This window comes from Deinococcus hopiensis KR-140 (genome assembly GCF_900176165.1).
Taxonomy (GTDB): domain Bacteria; phylum Deinococcota; class Deinococci; order Deinococcales; family Deinococcaceae; genus Deinococcus; species Deinococcus hopiensis.
The window spans coordinates 72,501-80,000 of the sequence record NZ_FWWU01000009.1 but is presented as its reverse complement, the minus strand read 5'-3'; the positions used below and the strand labels follow the sequence as shown (position 1 = coordinate 80,000).

Below are 7,500 nucleotides of genomic sequence, written 5' to 3'. Positions count from 1 at the left end.
CAAGCAGGCCTGGAAGGGGTACATGGGGCCGCTGCCCCCGCTGGAGGGATTCACGATGGGCTCTGCGCCGTGTGCCGCTGCCGCTGCCGCCATACAGGCCTGAACGAAAGGATGGGCGGCGTCGGCCCGCGCGGGCTTTTGGTGGGCTTCGAGTTCGACGACTTCCACATCGGTGAGGCCCTGGGCATCCAGATGGGCGCGCAGCAGTTCCAGGACGCGGGCCGGGTCCTGATCGGGCACGAGGCGGAAGTCGAGTTTGACGAAGCCGTGGGCCGGAAGCACCGTCTTGCTGCCCTCGCCCTCGTAGCCGCCGCCCCAGCCATTCACGTTGAGGACGGGCTGGAGGTTAAGCCGCTCGTGGTAAGCCCTGCTCGTGGCGAGGGTCCGGGTCACGCCGTAGGTGTCGCGCAGGGGCTGACCGTCGCCGGGCAGTTGTGCCACGGCGGCGAGGTCCGCCTCCGAAGGGGGACGCACATCGTCGTAGAAGCCGGGAATGGTCAGCCCTCCGGCGTCGTCGCGCAACGAGGCCACCGCGCGGGCAAGGCGGTACAGCGGATTGTCCACCACCGCCCCCAGGCTGCTGTGCAGGTCCGAGGCGGCCACCCGGCAACGCAGTTCCACGCACATCACGCCCTTGAGGCCCAGGTACAGCACCGGCCGCCCCTCAGGATCGATAGAGCCGAATTCCCACCAGCAGCCGTCGGCCCGCAGTTCCTCCGCGTGTTCTTCCACGAAGCGCTCCAGGCTGGGGCTGCCCACCTCTTCCTCCCCCTCGATCAGCCAACGGACGCGCAGGGGTAACGTGCCGCCATTCCGTTCCCGTACGGCACGGATGGCTGCCAGGCGGGAGGCCAGTTCGCCCTTGTCGTCCGACGCGCCGCGCCCGTAGAGCCGCCCCTCGCGCTCGGTTAGGACGAAAGGTGGACTCTGCCACAGTTCCAGGGGGTCTTCGGGCTGCACGTCGTAGTGGTTGTAGATCAGCAGGGTGGCGGAGCCCTCGCCCGCCTCGGCCACCAGTACGGGGGCCACCTGACCGGGGTACGAGCGAACCGTGAAGCCCTCGGCCACCAGCAGCCGGGTCACGAAGGCCGCCGTCTCGGGCAGCATCCGCCCCTGCGCTGAGACACTTTCCAGGGCCACGAGGTCCCTCAGGTCCGAGAGGCCGCGCTCAATGTGGGCCGTCAGGTCAGGTTGTGCCATGGAGACAGGGTAAGGGCTGGGGCTGTTAGGTGGGGGAGAACCCAGCAAACGACGAACGCGAATGCCTCCCGCCGCTGCCCGGTGTCGCCCAGCAGCAGTGGGCCGGGCCAGTCTCCCTCAGGCTGGAGGGGGAGGTCAGGCAGCGTCTCCCACATCAGCGTCACCGGGGGAATGGGACGGTGGTTGACCGCGCACAGCGCCTCGGCCAGCTTCCACGTGTTTGCCTGAATGAGGAAGGCGGCTTGCCTCTCCCCCGCCCCCGCCAACTTCACCAGGGTGGAACGCAGCCAGTGGGCCAGAGCGCGGGCCTCGGCTGGGGGGGTTTGGTACGCGCTCAACCGTTCCACCGCCTGCGTCTGCAGCCGGGTCAGCTGGCCCGTGGGATCGTGAAGCATCCGTCCCTCGGCCCAGGCATAGAGCCTGCTGCCGCCCTGCTCCACCTGCCCCCGGGCCCGTTCCAGTGTGTGCCCGTGGCGCTCAATCAAGACGCCCTCCCGCTCCTCCACCTCAAAGGGCCGCGCTTCTCGCCAGTACAGCCGCAAGTCGAGATCGGACGTGGGCCAGGCTGTGCCCCGCGCGACTGAACCGCACAGCATGACGCCCAGCGCTCCGGCTTCTTCCGCCCTTGCGAGTTCGTGCGCCAGAAGCCGGCGATGAACCGGGTGCTCAACCGAGTGGAGGTCAGGCAAACAAACCCCTACTGATCGAAGCCGTGCGGATGCGAGCGGTGCCACTCCCAGGCCGTCCGGACGATCTCCTTCAGATCTGTGAACTGGGGGTTGAACCCCAGCTCCTGCACGATGCGGTGGGCGTCGGCCACCAGACGCGGCGGGTCACCAGCGCGGCGCGGCGCGATCTCGCGGGTCAGGGGCCTCCCCGTCACGGCGTCCACCGCGTCGAGCACCTCGCGCACGGAAAAACCGTGACCCAGACCGACGTTGTAGGTGCCCGCCTCCTGCCGCCCCGAGGCGAGCGCCTCCACGGCGAGCACATGCGCGTCGGCGAGGTCCTGCACGTGGATGTAGTCGCGGATGCAGGTGCCATCCGGGGTGGGATAGTCCTCACCGAAGATCATCATCTTCTCGCGCTGGCCGAGGGCCGTCAGGCACGCCAGCTCGATCAGATGCGTCTTGTTGGGGTGCGCCTCGCCGATGTCGCCGCCGGGAGCCGCGCCACTGACGTTGAAGTAGCGCAGAATGATGTAGGGCAAACCGTGCGCCACGTGGAAGGCGTGGATCATGTTCTCGGTCATCAGCTTGGTCTCGCCGTACACGCTCTCGGGGTGCATGGGCGCATCCTCGGGGATCGGCACGGCGTCGGTGGTGCCGTACACAGCAGCGGTGGAGGAAAAGACCAGCGGAATCTTGCGGGTCTCCACGACGCTTTGCAGCAGGTTCAGGCTGCCCACCACGTTGTTGCGGTAGTAGCGGCCCGGCGCGCGCATGCTCTCGCCTACCTCGATCAACGCGGCGAAATGAACCACAGCGTCGGGCTGGTGGGCTTCCAGGGCCGCCTTCACGCTTGCGGCGTCGAGCAGGTCTGCTTGCACCAGCGTTACGCCCTCCGGCAGCGCCTGTGCGTGTCCGCTGGAAAGGTTGTCGAACACCACAACGCTGTGCCCAGCGGCCCGCAATTGCCGTACCGTATGAGATCCGATATACCCGGCCCCACCCACCACCATCAGTTTCATGGAGCCCAGGGTAAAGGATGTGGGTGAGCAGGCCAGCGGGCGCGCCTAACTTTTACCCACCGCTGCCGTTGAGCCACGCACAATCAGCCGGGTGGGCAGCACGACGTTCGCTGGGATCTCACCCGCCAGCAGGGCCTGCATGGCCTGCCCAGCCGCGCGGCCCTTCTCGGCGGTGGGCTGATGGACAGTGGTAAGGTTCAGGGACGCGCTGCCCGGAATGTCGTCGTAGCCTACGACGCTCAGGTCCCCGGGCACCCAGCGACCCAGCCCGGCGGCCGCCCGCAACGCCCCCTGCGCCAGCACGTCACTCATGCACAGCAGGGCCGTGATGCCCGGATGGTCCCCCAGGAGTTTGTGGGTGCGCTCCTCGCCCGCCTCGTGCGTGTTGGGCGACTCGCACACGTGCAGCTGGGCCCCTGTCCCCGCCAGGGCCTGGTGGTAACCCTCCAGCCGGGCGCGCATATGAACGTTGGGCACCCCCCCTTTAGAAAGGGGCAGCGCGAGTACCCCCAGTTCCCGGTGTCCCAGTTCCCTCAGGTGCCGGGCAGCGGCGAGGGCTCCGGCCTCGTCCTCAATTCCTACAAATGGCACCCCCGGCAGTGGAGCCTGGTCCACCAGCACGGCGGGGAGCTGGCGGGCGCGCAGGGCCGCGAGCATCTCCTGCGCCAGCGGAGAGGCGTAAAACAGCAGGCCGTCCACACTGGCCCCGGCCACCGGGTCCCCCTTGGGCCCATGACCTCCGGCAAGCAGCAGCAGGTTTAGCCCGTCTCGCTGCAGGGCGCGCGCCACCCCCCCCAGAAAGAGGCTGGCCGCCGGATCAGCAAACGCAAAGTGCAACGGGCTGTCGTACACCACGCCGATCACACCGCTGCGGCCCCGGCGCAGGCTGCGCGCCAGAGGATCGGGACCGCCGTAGCCCAGCTCCTGCGCTGCTCTCAGCACCCGCGTCCGCAACTCGGGCGAGAGCTGGTCCGGGCGGTTGTAGGCGTTGCTGACCGTGGCGGAAGAGACGCCCACGCGGGCAGCCACATCGCGCAGGGTCACGCGGCGGGCCGAAGAGCGGTGCGGCGACTTGGCGGGCGACATGTCCGAATGCTAGCGTGAAGTAAGGCAATCTGAAACGATTCAGTCTGCTCCCAGCCTTCTGGAGACCCATGACGAACGCGCCCTCTTCGACCGTGCCTGCCCTGTCCACTCCACATATGGAAACGGCTCGCCGCGCCCTCGCGCTGATCTTTCTGTGCAACGGGACCCTCTTTGCCACCTGGGCGGTCAACATTCCAGGGGTACGTGACCGCCTCCACCTGAACGCGGCAGAGGTGGGGCTGGCTGTCCTCGCCATCGGTCTGGGGAGCCTGGTGACCATGCCGCTGACGGGAGGCTGGACGGCACGCTTCGGCAGCCACCGGGTCACCCGGGTGTGCGCAGTGGCGTGCATGCTCACGCTGCTGCTGCCCTTTCTGGCGCCGAATCTCATCACCCTGGTGGTGGCCTTGACGCTGCTGGGAGCGGCCAACGGCGCGCTAGACGTGTCGATGAACGCCCAGGGCGTCACGGTGGAGCGCCGGATCGGACAGCCGATCATGAGCCGCCTGCACGCCTCTTTTAGCCTGGGTGGCGTGCTGGGCGCGCTGCTGGGTACCCTGCTGGTGGGCAACGTGCCTATGCTGGCCCATGTGGGATTGGTGGTGGCCGCAACCACGCTGGCGGGCCTGCTCGCCGGGCGCCTCCTGCTGCCAGACCTGCCACTGGAGGAAGCCGTCCCCGGCGCACCCCAGGCCTCCACCTGGAGCCCGGCCGTCTTGCTGTTGGGGGCGCTGTGCTTCCTGGGCATGCTGGCCGAGGGCGCGAACTACGACTGGGCGGCCCTGTACTTCCGCGACGTGCTGGGTCTGACCGAGGGCCGGGCGGGTATTGGTTACGCAGCGTTCGTGACCACCATGACCCTCGGCCGCTGGTTCGGTGACAGGCTGCGCGGACGGCTGGGCGACGAGGGCATCGTGCGTGGCGGGGCGGTGGTCACGGCGCTGGGACTGGCGCTGGCGCTGCTGGTTCGCGAACCTCTGCTCGCCACTCTGGGCTTTGCCCTGTCGGGCCTCGGCCTGAGCAACGTGGTCCCGGTGCTGTACGGGGCAGCGGGTCACGCGCTGGCGGGACCGGGAATCGCCCGCGTCGCCACCATCGGGTACACGGGCTTCTTGCTGGGGCCTCCCATTATCGGCTTTCTGGCGGGCATCGTCGGGCTGCCGGCCGCGCTGGGACTGGCACTCGCCGGTGCGGCGCTCGTCGCGCTGCTGGGGGGCCAGACGTTCGCGCTGCTGCGCCCGCCCGCTTCAGAGAAATAAGAAGGATCCCGGTTGGTCCGCTGTGCAACCGCTGGTTGACCCGAGCGGAGCGAGCAGGAAAAACGGTGACGGAGAGGCGCCGAATCACCGGAGCAGAGCCCAGGGGACGAAACGGATGACCCGCCAACCGTAGAACTCCGCCTGGACTTCCCCCACCTAGTCCACAACCGGCCCCACGTACTTCGCCCGGGGACGGATCATGTGCCCGCTGAGGCGCGCCTCGCTGGCGTGTGCCAGCCAACCGGGAGCGCGCCCCAGCGCGAACAGGGCCGCGGCGTCCTCTGCCGGGCGGCGCAGCAGGTGCATCAGGGCGGCGAGCGCCAAGTCCACGTTGGGGGCTTCGCCCGTCTCACCGCGCATCTGTTGCGTCAGGTCCTGAACGGCCCGCAGGACTGGGGCTCCGGGCCGGGCCAGCTGTAGGGCACCCAGAAGCGCCCGTGCCCGGGGGTCGCCCTCACCGTACAGGGGATGACCGAAGCCCGGCGGATGGCCCCGCTCCTGTAACGCCTGCCGCAGGGCCTGGGCCGCCCCTCCCTCCATCGCCTTTTGCAACAGGTCATGCGCCGCCACACCGGCCAATCCATGCGAGCGTCCTTGCAGGGCGGCGAGCGCGGCGAGGGTGGTGTGGTGCAGGCTCGCACCGCCACTCGCCGCCACCCGGGCCGCAAAGGCGCTCACATTGAGCTCGTGGTCTGCCAGCAGCACCAGGGCCCGGCGCAGCAGATCGTCTTCCGGAGCGCCCAACCGCCACGCCCGGGCGAGGCGGGCATGCAGGGGCAGGTCTGGAGCAGGGAGAACCCGGGCCTGACGTTCTGCAGCGGCGTACAGCAGACTCAGGACCCGCGCCGCCTGAGCAGGCAAGGCTTCTGGACGCACGTCCTGGGCCATCAGGTCATGCGCCCCCGCGTGGACCAGAGCCACCCCCAGGGCCTCCAGCAGGGTCTGCGCTTCTGCAGACGGCATCCGGGTGAGGCGTGCGCGCAGGGAAAGCCGCGCCCAGCCCGCTGGCTCCCCGGTCCACAGCAGCGCAGCCACCTCCTCCACTGCGCTCCTCTCTGCGAGCCGCACCGCGTCTTGTCCCCGGTAGAACAGACGCCCGTCCGAGATTTGGGTCAACACACTTTCCAGCACAGGCAGGCCCCAGTCCAGCGCTCCTTCGGCAGCCTGCCGCACGGCCTGTTGTGGATCACGGCGCAAGCCCTGACGCTCCAGCAAACCCTGAATATCGCCCGCATGATAGCGCCGCTCCCGCGTTCCAGGCGGCCCCGCCTCGCTGCGAATCAGACCACGAGAAACGTAGGCGTACAACGTGGCGGGCTTGACTCCCAGAAGGGCCGTCGCCTCGGCCGCCGTAAGCATTCGCGAAGAAGACATCTCCCTCCACTCTAACATTGACGCATTAATCAAGATTGACGACATTGATAGGTAGGCCTAACGTACCCGCATGACTCCGACTCCTGCCGTTCAGGCTGTGGTCCAGCCTGACCTCTTCCTTGGGGCGTTTCCTCCCTCCGGTTTTCCGCAGGTGGTATGGCAAGAAGGTCAGCGTCCCACCTCTCTTCCCACCCAGGCCTGGACCACCGAGACCACCCACCGCGACGGGCAACAGGGTGGCTTGCCCCTGAGCACCGAGGACGGCCTGACGATCTATGACCTGATGGGCGAGTTCACGGCGCAGTCGGGCGCCATTCGTCAAGCGGAATTCTTCGTCTACCGTCCGGCAGATCGCGCCATGCTGGAGGGCGCGCTGGAGCGCTGGCGGAGCGGGCATCCCGTGGAACCCACCACGTGGATTCGGGCCACCCGCCGGGACGCCGAACTGGTGGCAGGTCTGGGGATTCGGGAAACGGGCATGCTGGCGAGCGCGAGCGACTACCACACCTTCTACAAGTTCACGCCCGGAGGCCGTACCCAAGCCGCGCGGACGTATCTGGAGGCGGTGCAGGTGGTGCTGGACGCTGGATTACGCCCACGGCTGCACTTGGAAGATGCCACCCGCGCACCCCGGGAATTCATCCTGCCCTTTGTGGCCGCGGTGCAGGAACTGTCGGCCTCCTACCCAGACGTCCAAGCCCCCAAGTTCCGACTCTGCGACACGATGGGTGTGGGATTGCCGCTGGAGGGCGCGGCGTGGCCGCGCAGCGTGCCAGGTATGGTTCGGGAACTGCTCGCAGCGGGTGTTGCCGGCGAGCGGCTGGAGTTTCATCCCCACAACGACACGCACCTCGTCGTGGCAAACTGCCTGAGCGCCGTCCTGGCCGGATG

Annotated in this window: 7 protein-coding genes (2 of these 7 running past the window's edge); 2 read left to right on the top strand and 5 right to left on the bottom strand. The window is 68.4% G+C overall.

What is annotated here, in order from left to right:
- The 4 genes in view from B9A95_RS13630 to B9A95_RS13615 are tightly spaced (at most 45 nt apart) and all read right to left on the bottom strand, a layout consistent with a single transcriptional unit that may run on beyond the window.
- Nucleotides 1–1,200, bottom strand: partial view of a M20/M25/M40 family metallo-hydrolase gene (locus tag B9A95_RS13630; RefSeq protein ID WP_084047822.1) — the 5' portion only. Its footprint begins 144 nt before the window's first position; the window shows 1,200 of its 1,344 coding nt (coding positions 1–1,200); it begins with the start codon at nt 1,198–1,200; the stop codon falls past the left edge of the window.
- Entirely contained in the window at nt 1,182–1,889 is a 708-nt protein-coding gene (locus B9A95_RS13625) for a nucleotidyltransferase domain-containing protein (protein ID WP_139806785.1), read from the bottom strand. The genes B9A95_RS13630 and B9A95_RS13625 overlap by 19 nt, the downstream gene beginning before the upstream one ends.
- A gap of 8 nt (nt 1,890–1,897) precedes the next feature.
- A complete protein-coding gene (galE, locus tag B9A95_RS13620; RefSeq protein ID WP_084047820.1) occupies nt 1,898–2,890 on the bottom strand; it encodes a UDP-glucose 4-epimerase GalE in 993 nt (330 codons plus the stop codon).
- 45 nt (nt 2,891–2,935) lie between these two features.
- Nucleotides 2,936–3,976, bottom strand: a complete 1,041-nt coding sequence (locus B9A95_RS13615; RefSeq protein ID WP_084047819.1) for a LacI family DNA-binding transcriptional regulator — start codon at nt 3,974–3,976, stop codon at nt 2,936–2,938.
- 68 nt (nt 3,977–4,044) lie between these two features.
- On the opposite strand from B9A95_RS13615, the gene B9A95_RS13610 reads away from it, so the two are divergent.
- Nucleotides 4,045–5,235 carry an MFS transporter gene (locus B9A95_RS13610; RefSeq protein ID WP_084047818.1) on the top strand — a complete coding sequence of 397 codons (1,191 nt, stop codon included), beginning with the start codon at nt 4,045–4,047 and terminating at the stop codon, nt 5,233–5,235.
- Nucleotides 5,236–5,391: 156 nt separating this feature from the next.
- Here B9A95_RS13610 and B9A95_RS13605 read toward each other — a convergent pair whose 3' ends face one another.
- Nucleotides 5,392–6,609, bottom strand: coding sequence for a citrate synthase family protein (locus B9A95_RS13605; RefSeq protein ID WP_084047817.1), 1,218 nt, complete (start codon nt 6,607–6,609; stop codon nt 5,392–5,394).
- A gap of 70 nt (nt 6,610–6,679) precedes the next feature.
- Here B9A95_RS13605 and B9A95_RS13600 point away from each other — a divergent pair, with 70 nt between their 5' ends.
- A protein-coding gene (locus tag B9A95_RS13600) for a pyruvate carboxyltransferase (protein ID WP_084047816.1) crosses the window boundary here: on the top strand, nt 6,680–7,500 show its 5' portion. It continues 490 nt past the right edge of the window; 821 of the gene's 1,311 nt are visible here — the first part of the coding sequence; its start codon is at nt 6,680–6,682; its stop codon lies beyond the right edge, outside the window.

Coding starts and splice junctions, on each gene's coding strand:
- galE (WP_084047820.1), bottom strand. CDS start 2,890: ATGAAACTGATGGTGGTGGGTGGGGCCGGGTATATCGGATCTCATACG.
- B9A95_RS13615 (WP_084047819.1), bottom strand. CDS start 3,976: ATGTCGCCCGCCAAGTCGCCGCACCGCTCTTCGGCCCGCCGCGTGACC.
- B9A95_RS13610 (WP_084047818.1), top strand. CDS start 4,045: ATGACGAACGCGCCCTCTTCGACCGTGCCTGCCCTGTCCACTCCACAT.
- B9A95_RS13605 (WP_084047817.1), bottom strand. CDS start 6,609: ATGTCTTCTTCGCGAATGCTTACGGCGGCCGAGGCGACGGCCCTTCTG.